The following is a 21213-nucleotide window of genomic DNA, read 5'->3' as shown; positions in this document are numbered from 1 at the left end:
CTCACGACTTTTTCCGGTGACGCACCGGACAAGCTGCATCGAGCGGCGCTAGTCGCTGGTGACCGCACTGCTGAGCTACTCCAAAGTGGGACACCAGTTGGTCATACTTTAGATTGCATATAGCTGATGCGCTTCATGAGCTCATCTACGTATCCGAGAGTGTCGTTGACGGACGGGTCGTACTCGTCCGCATGGGCGCACTCGTTCCGCTTGTTGAGCAGGCCGTGCATTGCTTTCATGACGGTATTCGTGATCAAGCCGGAAGCCTTGAGCGCCTCTATAAATGCAAAGTCAGTCACCAGTCGCAAGTCTGCGCGGTCTGTCAGTGCCCAGTTTTGTCGTGTGATTCGAAGCTTCGCAATTCGAGCAGGCTCCATTGACCATTCGTGAACGAAGTCGAAGAAGCTCGCCCAAGCCGCGACATGCGCAGGTCGATACAAAGAGTGTTCGATGCAGCGCAAGGCCTCGCTCATCAGGTCGTCCTGCTTCAGGCTGAGGCCCGCCAGCTTGGCGAACGACTCCTCGAGAGTGATGACCCGATGCGTCGACTTCTCACGCTTCGCCAAGTGCTTGGCTAGATCTGACTGCATCGTCGCCGCCCATGAGGCGACCTCACGCGGGGTTCGCGGAGCCGCCATCGAGTACCTTAAGGTGCTTCGCCATTGCGGCGAAGAACGCATCGTAGACGGCGGGGTCGCTCGTCGCATCCACGGACAAGGCCAGGTTCACGTTGATCGTGACAGCGCCTGAGGTGCCACTCCCGCTTTCCACCCTTTTGTGGTTGCCCTTCGGCTTCTCATGTTCTTCCTCAGCAATTTCGGGCGCCGGAGCACCAAAGTTCCCGAACTTGCACACCGTCTGAAACGTGCTGACCGCTGAGCGCAGAGCCTTGTCACCCAGGTCGGAGTTCGCCTTAACAAAGGTGGTCAGTTCAGTGGTTGGTCGCGTTGCGGCGTCAGGGTAGGTACTGAAAAGCTTTGAATAGCCGTTACGAATACCTTCTGCGACGATCGCTTTGCCCGACTCGCCGCCGCGAAGGCCCTTGCGATACCTATCGGTGGGCACGCCCTTCCCATCAAGTAGCTCGATGTGCTTCAAAATCGGGACGAAGGGACGATGATTCGAGGACGTAAAGCCGATCTGTCCCAAGTATGCGTAATCGATCTTGTCAGGCACGCCGATGTTCTTCAGCTTTTCGAGAAACTCGCCAAGTGGGCCGGGCGCGACCGTGTACGGGAATTGACTCATGGTCAGAGCATCACCTGGAAAGTAGCTTCAGACTGACCGACACGCCGAGTAATTGTCGGGAGTCTCTGCGAGCAAGCGACGGGATGGAAGTCATCAATCGTTCTTGAACCTCGCAACGGATTCCCGGTGACTGGTGGTGGCAATGAGCCCCTTGTCGCGGACGTCGCGCTGGCGCTTCTTCACCTCGCACAGTGACGAAGGCCCACTCCCCGACCCGTATCGATTGCCGCGACGGACATGAACGCGTGGACGACGAGTTCACCAGTCGGTGTTGAGGTATCCACGTCCAGGTTGAACGAGAGGATCGCCGCCTCGGCCAAAGTGCAACTTTCAGCACGCTAGAGAAGTCCACTGCGGGTCGACTCGGGCGATCGAGCTTGGTCGCCACGATGCCGTTGTCGTCGCGACGTCTGCGCGGGATCTGCAGCCAAACGATCCGCCGCCAGATACTGTCACCGGGCGACGAGCGCGTTCCGCTACACGTTGAAGCGGAACTCCACCACGTCGCCGTCCTGCATGACGTAGTCCTTGCCCTCGATGCGGGCCTTGCCCTTGGCGCGAGCCTCCGCGATCGAGCCGGTCTCGACGAGGTCGTCGAAGCCGATGATCTCGGCCTTGATGAAGCCCTTCTCGAAGTCGGTGTGGATGACGCCCGCGGCCTGCGGAGCCTTCCAGCCCTTGCCGATCGTCCAGGCTCGCGACTCCTTGGGGCCGGCGGTGAGGTACGTCTGCAGGCCGAGGGTGTCGAAGCCGATGCGGGCGAGCTGGTGCAGGCCGCTCTCGGTCTGGCCGGTCGACGCGAGCAGCTCCGCGGCGTCGTCGGCGTCGAGCCCGATGAGCTCGCTCTCGATCTTCGCGTCGAGGAAGACGGCCTGAGCCGGGGCGACGAGGGCTGCGAGCTCCGACATGCGCGCGGCATCCCCCAGCACCCCCTCGTCGACGTTGAAGACGTAGATGAAGGGCTTCGCGCTGAGCAGGCCCAGTTCGCGGATGGGCGAGGCATCGAAGCCGGCGGTCGAGAGGGTCGTGCCGCCTTCGAGGATGGTGCGGGCGGCGAGGGAGGCCTCGAGCACGGCGGGCTCGAGCTTCTTGGCCCTGACCTCCTTCTCGTAGCGCGGGATGGCCTTCTCGAGCGTCTGCAGATCGGCGAGCATGAGCTCGGTGTTGATGATCTCCATGTCGCTGGCCGGGTCGACCTTGCCGGCGACGTGAACGACGTCGTCGTCGGTGAAGGCGCGCACGACCTGGGCGATCGCCTCCGCCTCGCGGATGTTCGCGAGGAACTGGTTGCCGAGCCCCTCGCCCTCGCTCGCGCCCTTGACGATGCCGGCGATGTCGACGAACGACACCGTCGCGGGCAGGATGCGCTCGCTGCCGAAGATGCCGGCGAGCACCTGCAGGCGCGGGTCGGGCAGCTCGACGATGCCGACGTTCGGCTCGATCGTCGCGAACGGGTAGTTCGCCGCGAGCACGTCGTTGTTGGTCAGCGCGTTGAACAGGGTGGACTTGCCGACGTTGGGCAGGCCGACGATGCCGATAGTGAGAGCCACGGGGGTCGAGTCTACCGGCGGGGTCGGGCGGGACGGTTCGACGGCGGCTGCGCCGATGAGGGGCGATGGATGCTCAGGGCGGCCAGGCCGCCGGGTTAGCGTGGTGCGATGAGCACCGACGCCCACGCCGCCCCCGCCACCCCTTCTGCCTTCACGCCTCCCCCGGCCGACCTCACCCGCCCGGAGCTGCGCGGCACCTTCGGAATGGCCGCCAGCACGCACTGGCTCGCCACCGCCACGGCCCAGTCGGTGCTCGAGCGCGGCGGCACCGCCGTCGACGCCGCCGTCGCCTGCGCCTTCGTGCTGCACGTCGTCGAGCCTCACCTCAACGGCCCGGGCGGCGACCTCACCGGCATCATCGCGCCCGCGGGCGAGGCCCCGATCGTGCTCGCCGGCCAGGGCGCGGCCCCCGCCGCCGCGACGATCGAGCACTACCGCTCGCTCGGCCTCGACGAGGTGCCCGGGGCTGGCGTGCTGGCCGCGGCCGTTCCGGGCTCGGTGGTCACGTGGCTGCAGCTGCTCGCCGACCGCGGCACCTGGGAGCTGCGCGACGTGCTCGCTCCGGCCCTCGGCTACGCGAAGAACGGCCATCCCGTGCATCCGGCCGTCGTGCGCACGATCACCGCGGTCGCCCCGCTGTTCGAGCAGCACTGGCGCACCTCCTACGACCAGTGGATGCCCGGCGGGCGCATCCCCGAGGCGGGCGACATGATCCGCAACGAGCCGTGGGCCGCGACGCTCGCGCGCCTCATCGGTGCGGGCGAGTCGAACGCGACCCGCGAGGACCGCATCCATGCCGCCATCGGAATGTGGCGGGGCGGGGCGATCGCGCAGGCGGTCGAGGAGTTCGTGCAGCAGCCGAGCCGGCACTCGACGGGCGGCGATCACGCGGGCGTCATCTCCGCGGCCGACATGGCCGGGTTCGCGCCGGGGCACGAGCAGCCGGTGTCGCTGACCTTCCGCGGAGTGGACGTGCTCAAGGCCGGACCGTGGACGCAGGGCCCCGTCATGCTGCAGACCCTCGCCATCCTCGAGGCGCGCGCGGTGACGCACGGCGACGCGGTGCTCGACCCCTCGACCGAGCTCGGCGTGCACACGATCACCGAGGCGCTCAAGCTCGCCCTGGCCGACCGCGATGCCTGGTACGCCGACCCGGCAGCCCTCGACGTGCCGCTGGATGCTCTGCTCGACCCGTCCTACGCGGCCGAGCGCGCGGCGCTCATCACCGACACCGCCTCGGCGGAGGTGCGCCCGGGCAGCCCCGGCGGCCGCACCCCGTGGCAGCCGCCGATCGTCTCCAAGGACGCCGCCGCGGCCGTCGCCGGAGCGGGCGAGCCGACGATCGACCGCTCGGGCCGCACGCGCGGCGACACTTGCCACCTCGACGTGGTCGACAAGTGGGGCACGCTGATCTCGGTGACGCCCTCCGGCGGGTGGCTGCAGTCGTCGCCCTTCATCCCCGAGGTCGGGTTCTGCCTGGGCACGCGCGCGCAGATGATGTGGCTCGACGCGTCGTCGCCGAGCGCGCTGACGCCGGGTGTTCGGCCCCGCTCTACGCTGTCGCCGACGATGCTGGCACGCGAGGGCATCCCGTTCGAGGCCCTGGGCACCCCGGGCGGCGACCAGCAGGATCAGTGGCAGCTGCTCTACGTGCTGCGCCGCATCGTGGGCGGGTACGCGCCGCAGGCGGCGATCGATGCGCCGATGTTCCACACGGACTCGCTCGTGGCGTCGTTCCAGCCGCGCACGGTGCAGCCGGCGTCGCTGACGGTCGAGTCGCGGCTCGGCGCCGACGTGATCGAGGGCCTGCGGGCGCGCGGCCACGACGTGACGGTCGCCGGCCCGTGGACGCTCGGGCGCCTCAGCGCCGTCGGCATCGAGCGCTCGCGCGGCTGGATGTACGCGGCGGCGAACTCGCGCGGAGCGCAGGGGTACGCGGCCGGGCGGTAGGGATGCGCGGCGCGGGTCGCACGCCTCGGGCCAGCCGCGCGCCGCTGCACCGTGAGTCCGCTCACCCGCCCACCCGCACTGTGGGCGCTTCGGGCGTACCCGGTGCTGCCCAGTCGCGTTCTCCGCGTCGAGATGGGCGTTCGGAAGCCTCAACTCGGCAGGAAAGCGCGATCGGGCGAGCGGGGAACGCGGTTCGCCCCCCGATGCCGGCTCAGCCCGCGAGCGGGATCCTGCCCCGCGCCCCTTCCACAACTGCGGATCGGGCGAATCCGTTTCACCCGATCCGCAGTTCTGGAAGGCCCGGGCGGATACAACCGACCGTCAGACCGAGAAGCCGCCGTCGCTCGTCAGAAGCTGCCCCGAGATCCAGCGCCCTTCGGGCGAGAGCAGGAAGTCGACCAGCCGCGCGGCGTCCTCCGGCGTCCCGAGGCGACCCGTCGGCTGGAGCGCGGTCAGGTGCGCGCGCACCTCGTCCGTCATCCAGCCGGTGTCGACCGGCCCGGGGTTGATGAGGTTGGCCGTCAGCCCGAGGTGCCCGAGCTCGCGCGCCGCCGCGATGACGATGCGGTCGAGCGCGCCCTTGCTCGCGCCGTAGGGCAGGTTGTCGACGACGTGATCGCTCGTGAAGGCGACGATGCGCCCCTCCCCCTCGGGCACCTGCCGCGCGACGGCCGCGATGAGCTGCCAGGCGGCGCGCACGTTGACCGCGAAGTGCCGCTCGAAGCTCTCGAGCGATGTGGTGAGGATGCTCGAGTCGACGCTCTCGGAATGCGCGAGCACGAGCCCGCCCACCGCCCCGAGCTGCGCGGCGACGGCCGGCACGACCGACTCGACCGCCTCCGCATCGGTGAAGTCGACCTCGATCGGCAGCACGCGCACGCCGAGCCCCTCGAGCTCGATCCGGATGCTGTCGACCCCATCCGCCTCCCACGGCAGGCCGGCACGCCGCTCGTACGGCGACCAGAACGTGAACGCGATGTCGCGACCCCGCTCGGCGAGCCGTCGGGCGGTCGCATGCCCGATCGAGCCGCGGCGACCGACGCCGGTGATGAGCACGGGCCAGGGCGTCGTCGTCTCGGTGGATTCCATCGAGGCAGGCTAGCGCGGGTCGCGTTCCCGCTCCCCGGTGTTACGGTGACGCCTGTGCGCCGGAGTCTCGCCCTGATCTCGGCCTCCGCAGCGCTCGCGCTCGGCCTGACCGCCTGCGTCGGACCGCCCGAACCCGACTGGCGAGCACTCGAGCCGGAGGCGAACGCCTTCGTGGAGAGCGGAACCCGAAGCCCGGACTCGCTCGGAGGCGGATCCTTCCGCGCCCTGCGAGACAACGCCGGCCCGGACGACCTGTCGGACGAGGACGACGCTCGGCTCATGCTGGGGTACGCCTCGGACGTCCGCATCGACGCGGTCACGATGGCCTGCTTCGGGGGCGGAGAAGCCCGCCTCGGCCTCAGCACGCGCAGCGGATCGACCTGGACCGGTCAGGGCACCGGGCTCACCGTGGTCTGCGACGGCACGCAGCACGGCGTGCCGATCGAGGCACCCGTCCAGGGCGTCAACGCGATCCAGCTGAGCGGGGTCATCGCCGACGGCCCGGGCGGGATCGTCGCGGGAGTGGTGCGCGGCTCCACCGAGTGACCGCGCTGGCTCAGCGCGGCGTCGGCACCAGCTCGACCGAGTGCAGCCGCCCGCCCGAGACCTCGGCGGTCATGACCGTTCCGAAAGGCTGACGCCGGCGGTCGGTCGGGGAGCCCGGGTTGAGCAGGCGCAGTCCGCCCGGGGTGGTCGAATCCCACGGGATGTGCGAGTGGCCGAAGACGAGCACGTCGGCCGGAGCATCCACCGACGGACCATACTGGGCATCGCAGCGCCGTTCGCGACCCGCCGCCGGCCCCGTCTCGTGGATGACCGCGATGCGCACCCCGTCGACCTCGACCCGTGCAACCTCGCCGAGGCGCGCGTGCAGCTCGGGGCCGTCGTTGTTGCCCGCCACACCCACGAGGCGCCGGGAGCGGGCCTCCAGCTCGTCGAGCGTGGCCACGTCGACCCAGTCGCCCGCGTGGATGACGAGGTCGGCCTGCTCGACGAGGCTCCAGACCTGCGGCTGCAGCGCCTTCGCCCGCAGAGGCAGGTGGGTGTCGCTCAGCAGGAGGAGTCGCACGGTGCCTACGCCAGCGACGGCGCCCGCGCCGCGTCGACCACGGGCATGACGTCCCGCACGAGCGCGCCGAGCATCCGCGCGTTGATGTCGACGCCGAGCTGGTTCGGCACCGTGACGAGCAGGGTGTCGGCGGCCTGCACGGCGGAATCCCGCGCGAGCTCGGCGGCGATCTGCTCGGGGGTTCCGATGTAGCTGCGGCCGAAGCGCGAGCGCGAGCCGTCGAGCATGCCGACCTGGTCGCGCTGCTCCGCCTGCGCGTGCAGCCCGAACCAGTGCGCCGTCTCGTCGTCGATGATCGGCAGGATGCTGCGGCTCACCGACACGCGCGGGGCGTGCGCCCAGCCGGCCGCCCGCCAGGCCTCGTGGAACAGCGCGATCTGCTCGGCCTGCAGCTCGTCGAAGGGCACGCCCGTGTCCTCCGTCAAGAGCGTGGAGCTCATGAGGTTCATACCCTGCTCCGCCGTCCAGACGGCGGTGGCCCGGGTGCCGGCGCCCCACCAGATGCGCTCGGCGAGGCCGGGGGCCTGCGGGGTGATCGGCAGAGGACGGTCGCTGCCGACCATCTGCGGGTTGCCGGGCGCGATGAGCTCGCCGGCGATCGCCGAGCGGAACCGCGCGGTGTGGCGGCGCGCCATGTCGGCGTCCGACTCGCCCTCGATCGCGCCGAGGCCCGTGCCGGGCACGTGCCCGAAGTGCTCGTAGCCGGCGACCGAGGTCTCGGGTGATCCGCGGCTGATGCCGAGCTGCAGCCGGCCGCCGCTGATGAGGTCGGTCGCGGCGGCGTTCTCGGCCATGGCGAGGGGATTCTCGTAACGCATGTCGATGACGCCGGTTCCGAGCTCGATGCGACTCGTGCGCGCCGCGGCGGCGGCGAGCAGCGGCCACGGGCTCGAGTGGTTCTTCGCGAAGTGGTGCACGCGGTAGAAGGCGCCATCGACACCGGCCTCCTCCGCGGCGACGGCGAGCTCGACGCCCTGCAGGAGCGCGTCGGCGCCGGAGCGCACCGCGGAGCCGTGGCCCGGCATCCAGTTGCCGAAGGAGAGGAAGCCGAGACGGGTCATGCCGGTATCAAGCGCCGACCCGCCCCGGCCATTCCCGCAGCGCTACAGCGTGACGGTGCCGTGCTCGCCCATGTCGGGCTCGTGGTCGCTCGTCAGGCCGCGCACGAACTCGACGGCCTTGGCGATCGCGGGCTTGTCGGTGTCCCAGTACTCGGCGGCGGCGAGGTCGACGCGGATGAGCGCGACGCTCGGGTCGATCTTGCCGCCCTCGAACCAGGCCTCGGCGCCGGGGTTCCACAGCTCGTCGATGAGGGCCGCGTCGCGGGTGACGCTCGCGCTGCCGGTGAGCGAGAGGTAGCCCTTCGACTCGCTGATCGACACGTTCACGAGCGGGAAGGCGGCGAGCTCGTCGGTCTTCTCGCTCGGGTGGCCGGTGAAGAAGTACAGCGCGCTCGGCTCGGAGTCGCGCGTGACGATCGCGAGCGGGCGGGCGTGCAGCGACCCCGAGGCGGTTCGGGTCGTGAGCATCGCGATCGAGGCGCGCCCGATGATCTCGTGCACGGTCTCGCGGCGGCTCTGGAGGCTGGAGTCAGAAGTGTTCTCGGTCATGCCTCGACGGTGTCACGGTCGAGCGGTGCGCGGGAGGATCCGCTCAGCGGGCATCCAGGTCGCGGCTCGGGATGCTCGGCGCGGGCTGCTCGGGCCCCGCCCGCGTCGCCCCCGGCCGCGTCGTGAGCGACACCCCGGCGAGCACGATGAGCCCGCCGACGACCTGCCCGATCGTGATGACCTCGCCGAAGAGCAGTGCGATCAGCGCCGTGAACACGGGCAGCAGGTTGAGGAAGACGCCCGTGCGCGAGGGGCCGAGGGTGCTGACGGCGATGTTCCAGAACAGGTAGGCGAGCGCCGAGGGGAACACGATGATCCAGGCGAGGCCGAGCCAGCCCTCGGCGCTCGGCGTCGCGGTGAATCCGACGATCGCGAGCACGGGGCCGAGCATCAGGATGCTCATGCCGGCCTGGATGGCGGTGGCCGTGATCGGCGGGGTCGCCTGACGGCGGCCGAGGATCACGTAGGCCGTCCACACGGCGATCGCGCCGAGCATGAGCAGGTCGCCGGAGCTGAACGCGAGCTCTCCCCCGCCCTGGCCGGTGAGCACCACGACGAGCACGCCGACGAACGAGACCACGATGCCGGCGATGCCGAGCGCCATGATGCGCTCGCCGAGCACGATGACGGCCGCGATCGCGATGACCGCCGGGTTGATCGCGCTGATGACCGAGGCGGTGACCGGCGAGGTGGTCGCGAGCGCCGCGTAGAGGAAGAGCGTGTAGCCGACCATGCCGAGGGCGGCCTGCAGCAGGTGCCGCGGCCACTCGCGCATCGCCGCGCGCCACTGCGGGCGCTCGATCAGCTGGGCGAGGACGAGAAGGATGGGCAGCGCCCCGACCCAGCGCAGGAAGGTCAGCTCGAGCGGGCTGAACTCGTCGACGACGAGCGCGGCGACGACGAAGTTCGACGCCCAGAACAGCTGGGCGAGCACGGGCGGGCTGTAGCGGCGCAGCGGGCCGGGCGCGGTCGCGGCGGGCTGGGCGGGAGCGGCGGGCATCCCCTAACGCTAGGCCCGCCCGGCGTGGGCCGTGCACGCTGTCGGGGGCGCATGCGAGCATCGGGGGGTGCCCCTGGACTTCACCGCCATCGACTTCGAGACCGCCAACAACCATGCGGCCTCGGCCTGCTCGGTCGGGCTCGTGAAGGTGGTCGACGGCCGCGTCGTCGACAAGACCGGCTGGCTCATCCGCCCGCCGATGGGCTTCGACCACATGCTCGAGTGGAACACGCGAATCCACGGCATCACCGCCGCCGACATCGTCGACGCCGCCCTGTGGGCCGATCAGCTGGATACCCTGCTCGACTTCGTCGCCGACGACGTGCTCGTGGCCCACAACGCGGGCTTCGACATGGGCGTGCTGCGCGCGGCCACCGAGGCGAGCGGCCTCGAGGTGCCGAGCCTGCGCTACGCCTGCAGCCTGCGGGTCGCCCGCAAGACCTACCACCTTGACTCGTACCGGCTGCCCGTCGCGGCGATGGCCGCCGGCTTCGAAGACTTCGCGCACCACGACGCGCTCGCCGACGCCGAGGCCTGCGCCGCGATCATGGTGCACGCGGCGAAGCGGCACGACGTGGACGACGTCGCCGAGCTCGCGCGCATCTGCGGCACTCAGCTCGGCGCGATCGGCCCGGCCGCCGAGGCCGAGGCGGCCGACCGCCGGCCCGCGGTGCTCGGTTGACCCGAGATCTGACCCCGGTCCCCACGGTCGAAGTCCTGCACATCGACGAGTGCCCAGGCTGGCGCTTGGCCGCTGCGGGCGTGCGGCTGGCACTGAGCAACCTCGGGCGCGACGACGTCCCCGTCGGCGAAGTCCTCATCTCGAGTGCCGACGAGGCTGCTGTCACGGCCTTCGCCGGGTCTCCGACCATCCTCGTCAACGGCGTCGATCTGTTCCCCTCTGATGGACGCACCGCCGACCTCGCCTGCCGGGTGTACCGATCGGCGACCGGCCTGGCCCCGTCACCCGGTGCCGAACAGATCGAGTCCGCACTCCGCGCGCGGCTGTAGCGACGGCCCTCCTCAGCCCTTGCGCACGACCGCGCTGACGGGCGTCGGGTTGGCGAAGAGGTCGAGCACGGGGCAGTGCGCGTCGACGGCCTCGCGCAGCTCCTGGTAGCGCTCGTCGGTCTCGGGGCCGGTGAGGGTGATGACGAGGCGGATGTCGCTGAAGCCGGCCCGCACGCTCTCGTCGAGGCCGAACAGCTTGCGCGCATCCAGGTCGCCCTCGGCCGCGATGTCGATCTCGTCGACGCGGATCCCGAGCGCCTGCGCGTAGAGGCGGTACACGACGACCTGGCAGGAGATGAGCGCGCCGAGCGCGTACTCGACGGGGCTCGCGGCGACGTCGTCGCCGGCGAGAGCGCCGGGCTCGTCGACGAGGAAGACGTGCTTGCCGGCGCGGATGCTCGTCGCGACCGAGCCCTGCCCCTCCCCCGAGACGCGGTAGGTGAGGTGGGCGTTGCCGGGGTCGGCGGCGATGCGCTCGGCCCAGGCGGTTCCGGCGGCGGTGAGGCGGTCGGCGCGGTCGGCGGCCTCGGCCGGCGGGGCGGCGGGGCCGGTGGATGCGGACTGGGTGTCGGTGAGAAGCGTCATGCCCGGAACGCTAGGCGCGCGGCACGGGGTCGTCGAGGGCGTGCGTCACTCTGCGTCTTCGGCCGTCACACGAGGTCGCGGAGCGTCGCGCGGCGTCACGAATGGAGGTGGGTCAGGCCCAGATCGGCCAGAGGGTGAACCCCGCCGAGACCATCACGACGACGGCCGCCCCGAGCGCGCTCGCGATCAGACCGACCGTGATCGCCCTCGACGGGCCCGTGCGGTGGCTCGCCGGGGAGAGCACCGTCATGGCCAGCACCACGGCCAGGGCGATGAGCAGCACCGCTGTCGCGTCGAGCGCCGGGGCGAGCCGGGCATCCTCGCTGCAGGCCGACGTCGACACCGAGCACGCCACCGACTTGAAGCGCATCATCCAGACGAGCGCGATCCCGGACGCGGTGATGGCCGTGTAGCGCAGCGAGAGAGCGAGGGTGCGCCGGTCCTCGTCGACCGCGGTGGTCATCGTCGTCATGATGCGCTCCCGTCTCGCCGCCGTGGCACGAACCGTAGCACTGCTCATGTCTCGGCGGGGGTCGTGGAGCATCACGGAACGGGAACGGGGCCCGCGCATCGCGCGGGCCCCGCATCCACTCGCCTCGTCAGGAGGGGGTGAGGACCTACCCGTTCTGCGGGAAGCCCAGGTTCAGGCCGCCGTGGCTCGGGTCGAGCCAGCGCGAGGTGATCGCCTTCTCGCGGGTGAAGAAGTGGATCGCCTGGCTGCCGTAGGCCTTCGTGTCGCCGAAGAGCGAGTCCTTCCAGCCGCCGAAGGAGAAGTAGCCGACGGGCACGGGGATGGGCACGTTGATGCCGACCATGCCGACGGTGACCTCGGTCTGGAACCGGCGGGCCGCCCCGCCGTCGTTGGTGAAGATCGCCGTGCCGTTGCCGTAGCGCGAGCCGTTGATGAGGGCGAGGCCCTCCTCGTAGCTCTGCACGCGCACGACCGAGAGCACCGGGCCGAAGATCTCGTCGGTGTAGACGGCCGAGTCGGTCGGCACCTTGTCGATGAGGGTCGGTCCGAGCCAGAAGCCGTTCTCGTCGCCGTCGATCTCGATGCCGCGGCCGTCGACGACGATCTCGGCGCCGTCGACGGTCGCGGTGTCGAGGTAGCCGGCGACCTTGTCGCGGTGCTCCTTCGTGATGAGCGGGCCCATGTCGCAGTTGCGGGTGCCGTCGCCGACCGTGAGGGTGCCGACGCGCTCGGTGATCTTCGCGATGAGCTCGTCGGCGACGGGCTCGACGGCGACGACGACCGAGATGGCCATGCAGCGCTCGCCGGCCGAGCCGAAGCCCGCGTTGACGGCCGAGTCGGCGACGAGGTCGAGGTCGGCGTCGGGCAGCACGAGCATGTGGTTCTTCGCGCCGCCGAGGGCCTGCACGCGCTTGCCGTTGGCGGTGCCGCGCTCGTAGATGTACTTCGCGATGGGGGTCGAGCCGACGAAGCTGATCGCGGCGACGTCGGGGTTGTCGAGCAGGGCGTCGACGCTCTCCTTGTCGCCGTTGACGACGTTGAGCACGCCGTCGGGCAGGCCGCACTCGGTGAGCAGCTCGGCCATCCAGATCGCCGCCGACGGGTCCTTCTCGCTGGGCTTCAGCACGACGGTGTTGCCGGCCGCGATCGCGAGCGGGAAGAACCACAGCGGCACCATCGCCGGGAAGTTGAAGGGGCTGATGATGCCCACGACGCCGACCGGCTGCTTGATCGAGTAGACGTCGACGCCGGTCGAGACCTGCTCGCTGTACTCGCCCTTCAGGAGCGAGGGGATGCTCGTCGCGAGCTCGACGACCTCGAGGCCGCGCGCGATCTCGCCGAGGGCGTCGCTCGTGACCTTGCCGTGCTCGGCGGTGAGGATGGCGGCGAGCTCCTCCTTGCGGGCGTTGAGCCTCTCGCGGAAGGCGAACATGATCTGCTGGCGCTTGCCGACCGGGGTGGCGGCCCAGGCGGGGAGCGCGGCCTTCGCGACGGCGACGGCCTCGTCGAGGTCGGCCTTCGTGGCGAGCGAGACCTCGCGGGCGACGACGCCGAGGGCCGGGTTGTAGACCGGGGCCGTGCGGGTGCTCGTGCCGGCGAAGCTCGCACCGCCGACCCAGTGCTGGACGGTGCGGGTGGTCGTGATCGTCATGCGGGTGCTCCTCGATGAGTCGGTGGGGCGGCGCACCGGGGCCCGCGGGGGCCGAGCGCTCTGGCCACAGTCTGCGCGCTCCCGCATCTGCGATCAAGCCACGATGACGCACACGGCATGTGCAGGAACGCACATGCGCGGCGCGGGGCGGCGCGGCACGCCGGCGGGGAGCGTCAGGAGCCCGGCAGCAGCTCCGGGCGGCGCCGGGCGACCTCGTCGAGCAGTGCGGCGCGCACGATGCCGACGGCATCGACGGCGGGGCTGTCGGGGCGCGTCGAGAGGGTGTACTGCAGACGCAGGTCGACGATCTCGGGCAGCACGGGCGCGAGAGCGGCATCCCGCTCGCCCATGAAGGCGTGCAGCAGGCCGATGCCCGCGCCCGCGCGCGCGGCCTCCGCCTGCGCGAACACGCTCGTCGAGGCGAATCCCGTGCGCATGCCGCCGAGCACGGGCGCGAGATCGAGCTCGGGAACCGTCAGCAGCGCGTCGACGTAGAAGATGAGGTCGTGGCCCTCGAGGTCGGCGAGCGCCGTGATCGGCGCGTGACGGGCGAGGTACTCGGGCGCGGCGTAGAGCCGCAGCGCGTACTCGGTGAGCGGTTCGGCCCGCACGCGGGCGCCCGCGGCCGAGCCGATCGTGACGGCGAGATCGAACCCCGAGGCGCGCAGGCTGAGCGGACGGGTCGAGGTCACCAGCTCGACGGCGATGCCGGGATGCTCCCGCCGCACCCGCGCGAGCGCCGGGGCGATGAAGATCGCCCCGAAGCCCTCGGGTGCCGCGACGCGCACCGTGCCGCGCACGGCGCCGTCCCCCGACGCCGCCGCCACCACCTGCTCGACCATCCCCTCGAGCGCGGAGGCCCGCTCGACCACCTCGCGCCCGATCGCCGTGAGCGCCCAGCCGTCGACGCCGCGGTCGAGCAGTCGCGCGCCGAGCGAGGCCTCGAGCCGGTCGAGCCGCCGCCGCACGGTCGTGTGGTCGACGCCGAGCAGGGCCGCGGCCGAGGTCATGCGCCCGGCCCGGGCGACCGCGAGCAGGTACCGCAGATCGTCGGTGCTCACGTCCTGGGGGCGCGGAGCGGGCGGCATGCTCCACACCCTACGGCGCGGGATGCCCCTGCCGGGCTCCCGCCCACGGCTCGGCCGCGGCGCACGAGGGCGCGGGCGCGGCCCGGCGGCGGTGTCGGCGGCCCCTGGCACACTCCCCCTCATGGACTTCCTGCTCCCCCTCCTGATCGGCCTCCTCGTCGGCGGCGCCCTCGGCGCGGTCGTCGCCCTGCTTCTCGCCCGCCGCACCGGGGCTGCGGCCGAGGACCCGGCGCTCATCGAGGCCCGGCACCAGGCGCTGCTCGCCCAGGTGCGCGCCGAGGAGCAGGAGCTGCGCGCCCAGCTGGTCGCGGAGATCGCCGGGCTGCAGGCGACGACCTCGGGGCTGCGCGAGCAGGCGGCGCTGCAGGACGAGCGGTACCGCGAGCTCGCCGAGCGCACGCGCGCCGACCAGGCGGCGCAGGCCGAGCGCGAGCGCACCGAGACCGCCGCCCGCCAGGCGCGCGAGGGCGCGGAGAGCCGCGTGCTGCAGAAGCTCGCCCCCGTGCAGGAGCTGCTGCGCACCATGCAGGAGAAGGTGACCGAGCTGGAGGGCCAGCGCAGCCGCCAGCACGGCGAGCTCTCGCAGCAGCTGCGCCAGGCCGCCGAAGCCGAGGAGCGCCTGCGGGCCACCGCCGAATCGCTCGCGAGCGCCCTGCGCAACAACGCCACCCGCGGGGTGTGGGGCGAGACGCAGCTGAAGACGCTCGTCGAGAGCGCCGGTCTGCTCAACCGCGTCGACTTCCTGCTGCAGGAGAGCATCGACGCCGACGGCGCCGCCCGTCGGCCCGACATGGTGCTGCGGCTGCCGGGCGGCAAGGCCATCGCCGTCGATGCGAAGGTGCCGTACAACAGCTACATCGAGGCGAGCGCCATCCCCGCCACCGCGACGGGCGAGGAGGAGGCGCGGCGCAGCGGCCTGCTCGCCGACCACGCGAAGCGGGTCAAGGCCCACGTCGACGCCCTCGCGGCGAAGAACTACTGGACGGGCCTCGACTCGAGCCCCGAGTTCACGATCGCCTTCATCCCCAACGAGCCCCTGCTCGCCGCGGCTCTGGAGAAGGATCCGGCGCTGCTCGAGTACGCCTTCGGCAAGCGCATCGCCCTCGCGAGCCCGGTCAGCTTCTGGGCCGTGCTCAAGACGGTCGCCTTCACCTGGCAGCAGGACGTGCTGACCGATGAGGCCAAGATGCTCTTCGACCTCTCGAAGGAGCTCTACGCCCGCATCGCCAAGCTCGCCGAGCACGCCGACGCCCTCGGCGGCACCATCGAGCGCAGCGTGAAGGCCTACAACCAGTTCGCCAGCTCGCTCGAGAGCCGCGTGCTCGTCACCGCTCGCCGACTCGACAGCCTCGATGAGAGCAAGGTCGTGCCCGTGCCGCGCACCATCGACGAGCAGCCGCGTCAGCTGACGGCCGCCGAGCTCACCGAGTCGATGGCCTCATCCCCCGCGAGCGCACCGCTCGATCTCGACCTACCGGCGGCCTCCCGCCCGGAGTAACCTCCGGGGCATGCTCACCCACACCTTCGCCTTCAGCGGCTTCGCGGTACCCGACATCGAGGCGGCGCACGCCTTCTACCGCGACGTCCTCGGCCTCGCCGTGGAGGAGGCCGCGATGGGGCAGCTCTCCATCGACCTGCCCGGCGGCGGCTGGGTGCTCGTCTACCCGAAGCCCGATCACGTGCCCGCGACGTACACGGTGCTCAACCTCGAGGTCGACGACATCGACCGCGGGGTCGACGAGCTCGAGGCGGCCGGCGTCGCCCTGCTGCGCTACGAGGGCATGGGGCAGGACGACCGGGGCATCGCCCGCGGCATCGCGAGCGGATTCGGCCCCGACATCGCCTGGTTCACCGACCCGGCCGGCAACATCCTCTCGGTGCTGCAGAACCCGCCCGTCGACTGAGCCGCGCCCGGCGCACGGTCGCGCCGCTCGCTCGTGGCGAAGCTCAGGCCTCGCCCACCGGCGCCGCGAACTGCGCCTCGTACAGGCGCGCGTAGGCGCCGCCCGCAGCGAGGAGCGCATCGTGCGCCCCCTGCTCGACGATCCGCCCGTCCTCCATCACCAGGATCAGATCGGCGTCGCGGATCGTGGAGAGCCGGTGCGCGATGACGAAGCTCGTGCGATCGCGACGCAGCGCCGCCATGGCGTGCTGCACGAGCACCTCGGTGCGGGTGTCGACCGAGCTCGTCGCCTCGTCTAGGATGAGCACGCTCGGGCGCGCGAGGAACGCGCGGGCGATGGTGAGCAGCTGCTTCTCGCCGGCGCTCACGTTGCCGCCGTCGTCGTCGAGCACGGTGTCGTAGCCCTCGGGCAGCGAGTGCACGAAGCGGTCGACGTAGGTGGCGCGAGCCGCGGCGATGATCTCCTCCTCCGAGGCGTCCGGCCGGCCGTAGGCGATGTTCTCGCGGATCGTGCCCCCGAACAGCCAGGTGTCCTGCAGCACCATGCCCATTCGCGAGCGCAGGTCGTCGCGGGCCATCGCGGCGATGTCGACGCCGTCGAGGGTGATGCGCCCGCCGTCGAGCTCGTAGAACCGCATCATGAGATTGACGAGCGTGGTCTTGCCCGCCCCCGTGGGGCCGACGATCGCGACGGTCTGGCCCGGCTCGGCGACGAGGGAGAGGTCGTCGATGAGCGGGCGCTCCTGGTCGTAGCGGAACGAGACCCCCTCGAACACCAGACGGCCGGTGGATGCCGCGGGAGTCAGGGACGGAGAGGGGTCGGGCGACTGCTCCCGGGCATCCATCAGCTCGAAGACGCGCTCGGCGCTCGCGACGCCCGACTGCAGCAGATTGGCCATCGAGCCGAGCTGGCTGAGCGGCTGCGTGAACTGGCGGGAGTACTGGATGAAGGCCTGCACGCCGCCGATCGTGAGGGCGCTCGAGGTGACGAGCAGGCCGCCGACGACGGCGATGGCGACGTAGACGAGGTTCCCGACGAACATGATCGCCGGCATGATGATGCCGCTGACGAACTGCGCGCCGAAGCTCGCGGCGAAGAGCTCGTCGTTCTTGGCGCGGAAGCGCGCCTCGACCTCGCGCTGACGACCGAAGACCTTGACGAGCGCGTGCCCGGTGAAGGTCTCCTCGATCTGCCCGTTCAGCTCGCCCGTGTGCCGCCACTGCGCGGCGAACAGCGGCTGCGAGCGCTTCGCGATGACCGCGGTGATGACGAGGGTCAGCGGGATGGTGATGAGCGCGACGAGGGCGAGCACGGGCGAGATGACGACCATCATCACGATGACGCCGATGACGGTGAGCAGCGAGGTGAGCAGCTGGCTCATGGTCTGCTGCAGGCTCTGCGAGATGTTGTCGATGTCGTTGGTCACCCGGCTGAGCACCTCTCCGCGCTGCACGCGATCGAAGTACGTCAGCGGGAGCCGGTTGAGCTTCGCCTGCACCTCCTCGCGCAGGCGGTAGACCGTGCGCTGGGTGACGCCGTTGAGCACGTACGACTGCAGCCACGAGAACACCGACGACAGCACGTAGACCAGCAGCACCGCTCCGAGCAGCATCTGCAGCGCGGGCACGTCGATGCCGGGCCCGTCGCCCACCGCGCCGCCGAGGTCGTCGCTGCCGTAGACGCCGACGATGATGAGGTTGGTGCCGAGACCCAGCAGGGCCGGCCCCACGACGCTCAGCAGGACGCTGACGACGCCGAGCGCGATCACCGCGATGACGCGGGAGCGCTCGGGGCGCAGCCGGCCGACGAGACGCTTCGCCGAGCGGCCGAAGGAGACCGCCTTCTCGGCCGGCATGCCGACGCCGCCGCCCATCGGGCCGCCCATGGGGCCGCGGCGCATCCCGCCGGGCGGGCCGACCGGGCGCTCGGGCGCGGCCGGCGCCGCGGTGCCGGCAGGGGCGCTCGCTCCCGCGGCCGCGGCGGACGCGCCGGACTGCGCGGCCTCGGCGACGTCGCGGGCGGATGCCGATGCCGGTGTCGTGCCGCCGCTCATGCTCCGGCCTCCACCCGCTGCTGGCTGCTGACGATCTCGGCGTAGGTCGCGTTCCCGGCCAGCAGCTCGGCGTGCGTGCCGCGGCCGACCACCGCGCCGTCCTCGAGCACGATGATCTGGTCGGCGTCCTGCACGGTCGCGACCCGCTGCCCGACGACGATGACCGTGGCGTCGGAGACCGCGCGGCGCAGCGCCTGCCGCAGCCGGGCATCCGTCGCCGTATCGAGGGCCGAGAAGGAGTCGTCGAAGACGTAGATCGGCGGCCGCTTCACGAGCGCGCGGGCGATGGCGAGGCGCTGGCGCTGGCCGCCGGAGACGGTGGTGCCGCCCTGCGCCACCGGGGTCTCGAGCCCCTCGGGCATCGCGCGCACGAAATCGGCCGCCTGCGCGATCTCGAGCGCGGCCCACAGCTCGTCATCGCTCGCATCGGGCTTGCCGAAGCGCAGGTTCGAAGCCACGGTGCCCGAGAACAGGTACGGCCGCTGCGGCACGAGGCCGATGCGCGCCCACAGCGTGTCGGGGTCGATGTCGCGCACGTCGGCGCCGTCGACGAGCACCTGCCCGGCGGTGGCGTCGATGAGGCGGGGCAGCAGGCTGATGAGGGTGGTCTTGCCCGCGCCGGTGCTGCCGATGATCGCCGTCATGGTGCCGGGCTCGGCGACGAGGTCGATGCCCGCGAGCACGGGCTCCTCCGCGCCCGGGTACTCGAAGGAGACGCCGCGCAGCTCGACCCGCCCGCGGGTGGCGAGCGCCGTCACGGGCGAGGCGGGCAGCTCGACCGAGGACGGGGTCTCGAGCACCTCGCCGATGCGGTCGGCCGAGACCGTCGCCCGCGGCAGCACCACGGCGATGAAGGTGGCCATGAGCACGGCCATGAGGATCTGGATGAGGTAGGTGAGGAACGCGGTGAGCGCCCCCACCTGCATGAGCCCGTCCTCGATGCGCCCCGCCCCGAACCAGACCACCGCGACGCTCGAGGCGTTGAGCACGAGCAGCACGATCGGGAACATGAGCGCGAACAGGCGCCCCGCGCGCAGCGCCGTCTGCGTCAGCGCCGTGTTGGCCTCGTCGAAGCGCTCGATCTCGTGCCGCTCGCGCACGAAGGCGCGCACGACGCGCATGCCGGTGAGCTGCTCGCGCAGCACGCGGTTGACCGCGTCGATGCGCTCCTGCATGACGCGGAACAGGGGCACCATCCGCACGATGATGAGACTCACGGCGATGAGCAGCACGGGGATGGCGACGGCCATGATCGCCGAGAGCCCGAGATCCTGCTGCAGGGCCATGATGACGCCGCCGATGGCGAGGATGGGCGCGCTCACCAGCATCGTGCTCGTCATGAGCACGAGCATCTGCACCTGCTGCACGTCGTTCGTCGTGCGGGTGATGAGCGAGGGGGCGCCGAAGCGGGCCACCTCGCGCTCGCTGAACGTGCCGACGTGGGCGAAGATCGCGCCGCGCAGGTCGCGGCCGAGCGCCATCGCGACGCGCGCGCCGAAGTAGACGGCCGTGATCGCGCAGGCGATCTGCACGAGGGTGACGCCGAGCATCGTGCCGCCGACGCCGAGGATGTAGCCGGTGTCGCCGCGGGCGATGCCCCGGTCGATGATGTCGGCGTTGAGGGCGGGCAGCAGCAGCGAGGCGAGCGACTGCCCGAGCTGGAAGACGACCACGCCCGCGATCAGCGGCCAGGAGGGACGGAGGTACTGCCGGAGGATTCGCGCGAGCATCGTGCGCTCATTCTTCACCCGCCGGGATGCCCGGAGGCGCCCCGTTCGCCCTCAGCGTCGGGGCGGCCTCACCGTCGGGTCCGGCCTCGGAGCCGGGCCGGTCTCAGGCGTCGAGCCACTTCGACGCGAGGTGGTCGGCCACCACGCGCCGCACGGTGCCCGAGCGCGAGCGCAGCACGATCGACTCGGTCGTGATGATCTCGCCCTCGCGGCGCACGCCGCGCACGAGCTCGCCGTCGGTGACGCCCGTCGCGACGAAGAAGGTGTTGTCGCTGCGCACGAGATCATTCGCCTCGTAGACGTGGTCGAACCTCAGGCCCGCCGCGAGTCCGCGCTGCTTCTCCTCCTCCGAGGTCGGCGCGAGACGGCCCTGGATGAAGCCGCCGAGCGCCTTGATCGCGCACGCCGTGGCGACGCCCTCGGGGCTGCCGCCGGTGCCGATGGCCATGTCGATGCGGCTGTCGTGCCGGGCCGCGTTGATGCCCGCCGCGACGTCGCCGTCGAGGATGATGCGGGTGCCGGCGCCCACCGAGCGGATCTCCTCGATCAGCTGCTCGTGCCGGGGGCGATCGAGGACGGCGATGCGCATCTCCTCCACCGGCTTGCCCTTGGCCGTCGCGAGCGCGCGGATGTTCTCGGCCACCGACATGCGGATGTCGCAGACGCCGATTCCCTCGTGGCCGGTGACGATCTTGTCCATGTAGAACACGCTCGAGGCGTCGAGCATCGAGCCGCGGTCGGCCACGGCGAGCATCGAGATCGCGTGCCCGCGGCCGGCCGCGGTGAGCGAGGTGCCGTCGATGGGGTCGACGGCGATGTCGCAGGCCGGGCCCTGGCCGTTCCCGACCTCTTCGCCGTTGAAGAGCATGGGCGCCTCGTCCTTCTCGCCCTCGCCGATGACGACGACGCCGGCGAAGTTGACGGTTCCGAGGAACTTGCGCATGGCATCCACCGCCGCCCCGTCGGCGGCGATCTTGTCGCCCTTGCCGATGAAGGGCGTGGCGCGGATCGCGGCGGCCTCGGTCGCGCGGACGAGCTCCATCGCGAGGTTGCGGTCGGGCTGGAGGTACAGGGCTCCGGTCTGCGTGGTCACCATGGTGGCGTCCTCTTTCATGGTCGAGTGAGCGAGCGAAAGGACGCGCCGGGTGGTAGACGACGCGGCGCCAGCCTAGCGCGGCGGCCGCGCCCGCCGTCGGAGCGGGG

General features: G+C 71.2%; 21 protein-coding genes. 6 read left to right on the top strand and 15 right to left on the bottom strand.

The window, feature by feature from the left end:
• Positions 1 to 101 precede the first annotated feature (101 nt).
• From OVN18_RS08505 to ychF, 3 genes are all read right to left on the bottom strand, one after another.
• Positions 102 to 566, bottom strand: a complete 465-nt coding sequence (locus OVN18_RS08505) for a hypothetical protein (RefSeq protein WP_267780284.1) — start codon at positions 564 to 566, stop codon at positions 102 to 104.
• 46 nt (positions 567 to 612) lie between these two features.
• A complete protein-coding gene (locus OVN18_RS08500; protein WP_267780282.1) occupies positions 613 to 1248 on the bottom strand; it encodes a DUF5343 domain-containing protein in 636 nt (211 codons plus the stop codon).
• A gap of 476 nt (positions 1249 to 1724) precedes the next feature.
• Positions 1725 to 2798 (bottom strand): redox-regulated ATPase YchF, encoded by a 1074-nt coding sequence (gene ychF, locus OVN18_RS08495; protein WP_267780281.1) that lies wholly within the window; start codon positions 2796 to 2798, stop codon positions 1725 to 1727.
• Positions 2799 to 2906: 108 nt separating this feature from the next.
• Here ychF and OVN18_RS08490 point away from each other — a divergent pair, with 108 nt between their 5' ends.
• Positions 2907 to 4748, top strand: a complete 1842-nt coding sequence (locus OVN18_RS08490) for a gamma-glutamyltransferase family protein (RefSeq protein ID WP_267780280.1) — start codon at positions 2907 to 2909, stop codon at positions 4746 to 4748.
• Between the two features lie 321 nt (positions 4749 to 5069).
• Here the strand turns inward: OVN18_RS08490 and OVN18_RS08485 are convergent, their stop codons facing one another.
• Positions 5070 to 5837: an SDR family oxidoreductase gene (locus OVN18_RS08485; protein ID WP_267780279.1), complete on the bottom strand. Its 768-nt coding sequence runs from the start codon at positions 5835 to 5837 to the stop codon at positions 5070 to 5072.
• Between the two features lie 54 nt (positions 5838 to 5891).
• Here OVN18_RS08485 and OVN18_RS08480 point away from each other — a divergent pair, with 54 nt between their 5' ends.
• Positions 5892 to 6383, top strand: coding sequence for a hypothetical protein (locus OVN18_RS08480; protein ID WP_267780278.1), 492 nt, complete (start codon positions 5892 to 5894; stop codon positions 6381 to 6383).
• 10 nt (positions 6384 to 6393) lie between these two features.
• Here the strand turns inward: OVN18_RS08480 and OVN18_RS08475 are convergent, their stop codons facing one another.
• The 4 genes from OVN18_RS08475 to OVN18_RS08460 are packed head-to-tail and all read right to left on the bottom strand — an operon-like array spanning position 6394 to position 9516.
• A complete protein-coding gene (locus tag OVN18_RS08475) occupies positions 6394 to 6906 on the bottom strand; it encodes a metallophosphoesterase family protein (RefSeq protein ID WP_267780276.1) in 513 nt (170 codons plus the stop codon).
• A gap of 5 nt (positions 6907 to 6911) precedes the next feature.
• Positions 6912 to 7967, bottom strand: a complete 1056-nt coding sequence (locus OVN18_RS08470) for an LLM class flavin-dependent oxidoreductase (protein ID WP_267780275.1) — start codon at positions 7965 to 7967, stop codon at positions 6912 to 6914.
• Between the two features lie 42 nt (positions 7968 to 8009).
• The gene (locus OVN18_RS08465; protein ID WP_267780274.1) at positions 8010 to 8516 is read right to left on the bottom strand and encodes a pyridoxamine 5'-phosphate oxidase family protein; all 507 of its coding nucleotides are present in this window, start codon (positions 8514 to 8516) and stop codon (positions 8010 to 8012) included.
• A 43-nt stretch (positions 8517 to 8559) separates the two neighbouring features.
• A complete protein-coding gene (locus OVN18_RS08460; protein ID WP_267780272.1) occupies positions 8560 to 9516 on the bottom strand; it encodes a DMT family transporter in 957 nt (318 codons plus the stop codon).
• A gap of 67 nt (positions 9517 to 9583) precedes the next feature.
• On the opposite strand from OVN18_RS08460, the gene OVN18_RS08455 reads away from it, so the two are divergent.
• Positions 9584 to 10198, top strand: coding sequence for a 3'-5' exonuclease (locus OVN18_RS08455; protein WP_267780271.1), 615 nt, complete (start codon positions 9584 to 9586; stop codon positions 10196 to 10198).
• On the top strand, positions 10195 to 10527 hold the full coding sequence (locus tag OVN18_RS08450; protein ID WP_267739255.1) for a hypothetical protein: 333 nt from the start codon (positions 10195 to 10197) through the stop codon (positions 10525 to 10527). Before OVN18_RS08455 ends, OVN18_RS08450 begins: the two co-directional genes overlap by 4 nt.
• Before the next feature lie 12 nt (positions 10528 to 10539).
• Here OVN18_RS08450 and OVN18_RS08445 read toward each other — a convergent pair whose 3' ends face one another.
• The 4 genes from OVN18_RS08445 to OVN18_RS08430 all read right to left on the bottom strand — a co-directional run bounded on the left by OVN18_RS08445 (position 10540) and on the right by OVN18_RS08430 (position 14323).
• A complete protein-coding gene (locus OVN18_RS08445) occupies positions 10540 to 11112 on the bottom strand; it encodes an OsmC family protein (RefSeq protein ID WP_267780269.1) in 573 nt (190 codons plus the stop codon).
• A gap of 112 nt (positions 11113 to 11224) precedes the next feature.
• Positions 11225 to 11584: a hypothetical protein gene (locus tag OVN18_RS08440; protein ID WP_267780267.1), complete on the bottom strand. Its 360-nt coding sequence runs from the start codon at positions 11582 to 11584 to the stop codon at positions 11225 to 11227.
• Between the two features lie 145 nt (positions 11585 to 11729).
• The gene (locus OVN18_RS08435; protein ID WP_267780266.1) at positions 11730 to 13235 is read right to left on the bottom strand and encodes a CoA-acylating methylmalonate-semialdehyde dehydrogenase; all 1506 of its coding nucleotides are present in this window, start codon (positions 13233 to 13235) and stop codon (positions 11730 to 11732) included.
• 173 nt (positions 13236 to 13408) lie between these two features.
• Positions 13409 to 14323 carry a LysR family transcriptional regulator gene (locus OVN18_RS08430; RefSeq protein ID WP_267739250.1) on the bottom strand — a complete coding sequence of 305 codons (915 nt, stop codon included), beginning with the start codon at positions 14321 to 14323 and terminating at the stop codon, positions 13409 to 13411.
• A gap of 121 nt (positions 14324 to 14444) precedes the next feature.
• On the opposite strand from OVN18_RS08430, the gene rmuC reads away from it, so the two are divergent.
• Together rmuC and OVN18_RS08420 are read left to right on the top strand one after the other, a co-directional pair.
• Positions 14445 to 15821: a DNA recombination protein RmuC gene (gene rmuC, locus OVN18_RS08425; protein WP_267780265.1), complete on the top strand. Its 1377-nt coding sequence runs from the start codon at positions 14445 to 14447 to the stop codon at positions 15819 to 15821.
• 10 nt (positions 15822 to 15831) lie between these two features.
• Positions 15832 to 16227: a VOC family protein gene (locus OVN18_RS08420; RefSeq protein WP_267780264.1), complete on the top strand. Its 396-nt coding sequence runs from the start codon at positions 15832 to 15834 to the stop codon at positions 16225 to 16227.
• Between the two features lie 43 nt (positions 16228 to 16270).
• On the opposite strand, the gene OVN18_RS08415 is transcribed toward OVN18_RS08420, so the two are convergent.
• From OVN18_RS08415 to glpX, 3 genes are all read right to left on the bottom strand, one after another.
• Positions 16271 to 18127: an ABC transporter ATP-binding protein gene (locus tag OVN18_RS08415; RefSeq protein WP_267782977.1), complete on the bottom strand. Its 1857-nt coding sequence runs from the start codon at positions 18125 to 18127 to the stop codon at positions 16271 to 16273.
• A gap of 149 nt (positions 18128 to 18276) precedes the next feature.
• The gene (locus OVN18_RS08410; protein ID WP_267782974.1) at positions 18277 to 20010 is read right to left on the bottom strand and encodes an ABC transporter ATP-binding protein; all 1734 of its coding nucleotides are present in this window, start codon (positions 20008 to 20010) and stop codon (positions 18277 to 18279) included.
• A 103-nt stretch (positions 20011 to 20113) separates the two neighbouring features.
• Positions 20114 to 21106, bottom strand: a complete 993-nt coding sequence (glpX, locus tag OVN18_RS08405; protein WP_267739246.1) for a class II fructose-bisphosphatase — start codon at positions 21104 to 21106, stop codon at positions 20114 to 20116.
• Between the last annotated feature and the right edge of the window lie 107 nt (positions 21107 to 21213).

The organism is Microcella daejeonensis (assembly GCF_026625045.1).
Classification (GTDB): domain Bacteria; phylum Actinomycetota; class Actinomycetes; order Actinomycetales; family Microbacteriaceae; genus Microcella; species Microcella daejeonensis.
This window is presented reverse-complemented; position numbering and strand designations above follow the sequence as displayed.